Here is a 1,779-nt window from a genome sequence, read left to right on the forward strand (position 1 = left end):
GATACTACCTCGCCTTTTTCTTTTTTTCTTACTATTATTTCAAAATCCATTTGATACCTGTATTGTTTTAGGTCAAAGGTTAGCACTTTTCCTATTTATACGCTATCTAATATTTATGCTTCCTTTAATGAGTTAGTAGTTGAAAAAATGAGTGAAAATATAATTTCTTCTAAGCCCTTTCTAGATAAGGAAAATTATAAATATATACCAATAATAGATTTTTCTATAATAAGTAGATTTTTAAATTGGAGTGCCATAAATTGTACTATTAATATTAGTAAGTTAATTATGGTTAGCCCTACGTTAAGTCAAAAGTGTAAATTATTTGGATTATATGCGCCATTTTTCACCCCTTACTTTAACAAAAATTCTATTCTTATAGTTAGTACTAACTTAAATAACGAGAATAAAAAGCTCAATTTATTTATTGGGTATTCTAAACAAAATAATTCTTATTGTATCTTAAAAAAGGAGAGTACAGGATTTTTTGCATATTTAGAAGAAAATAATAATAGTAATTTTATCCTTGAATTAGAGCTGATAGCTGTTATTACAAACATAATACTAGAAACAAAAAAATAAAGTTATATTTAAATATTAACATTTGCTTTACTGTCAATTACAGTATCTGGATAAATTATATTTTTTATCCTTTTAATTTTTTGCAAGGCAATTAGTGATTTTTCCTTGTAAATAAAAGATAGAGCTTCTGTTGTTTTCATTATAATGTTATCCTTACTTATATTTACGTATTTCCGTAACAAATATTCTTCAAAAAATAAATCGTAGATATACTTATGCTCCCTATCAAATATTGAATATATGGCACGTATAAATCTTCCTGTATCTGCGTATTCTCCGATATTATACTTCTTACCTAACTTCTTGTGAATACCATATTCATCAACTTTTGCTTGGGTTTGTAGATATTCATGAAACTCCTTTTTTTCTTTTTTAAGATCAATTTTACTAGATATTGAGTTTTTTATCTTTTCTGCAATTAAATTTTCTACTTCTCTCTTTTGGGTTTTTATATTATTAAAAAGATTGTCAATATCTGGCTTTCTATCGCCTACCCCATATTCTCCTGATAATATCATCTGAATAGTGTCTAATTTACTTAACCATGCAAACGTTGCCTTAAAATCAGTTTTAGTTACCTTTTCTCCCATTAAGAATTTACTTGAATTCACTTTGATAGCGTATTCTTCCCAATTATCCATAGAAGAATTAAATATTTCTTTATAGGCTTTGTTTAATCTAGCAATTATCTTTTTATTACTATAAGCTTTTATGGGCTTTAGAGAATATTCAAAAATCTCATTCCATTTATTTATCATTTGATTTGCTATATCTACTTCTTTTTTAGAATCAATAAAGATACCTTCTTCTTCCAAATTAACAAAAATTTTATTTTCAGAAGAATTATTCTTTGTATATTTATTCTTAGTTACTATTAACATTTGTTCATTTTGAACAGATCGATTTGTCCATTTTGAACAAATGCATACTTCTGGGCTTTTTTGAGGATATTTATTAATAATTGGCGTTATTTCTGTAAATTGCAAATTATTATTAATTTGATATTTTTTTTGCGGTTTTGATGTATTTAATAAATTTTTATTATTTAATTCAGTGCCAACAATTTCCTCACTTTCACTAGTAATATAATTTGATTTAGTAGCATCGTTATAGATAATAGCTGAGGTTTTAGAAGATGATGAATTTAAATATTTATTTTCTAATAATTTATTATATTCATTATAGTTAATTGAATAC

General features: G+C 24.9%; 2 protein-coding genes. One reads left to right on the forward strand and one right to left on the reverse strand.

What is annotated here, in order from left to right; all coding sequences use genetic code 11:
- Window positions 1-147 precede the first annotated feature (147 nt).
- On the forward strand, window positions 148-582 hold the full coding sequence (locus L8D11_RS05200; protein ID WP_236870608.1) for a hypothetical protein: 435 nt from the start codon (window positions 148-150) through the stop codon (window positions 580-582).
- An 8-nt stretch (window positions 583-590) separates the two neighbouring features.
- On the opposite strand, the gene L8D11_RS05205 is transcribed toward L8D11_RS05200, so the two are convergent.
- Window positions 591-1,779: hypothetical protein (locus tag L8D11_RS05205; protein ID WP_236870609.1), on the reverse strand; the 1,189-nt coding region annotated here is incomplete at its 5' end.

It is taken from the genome of Candidatus Bandiella numerosa (assembly GCF_021811875.1).
GTDB lineage: Bacteria > Pseudomonadota > Alphaproteobacteria > Rickettsiales > Midichloriaceae > Aquirickettsia > Aquirickettsia numerosa_A.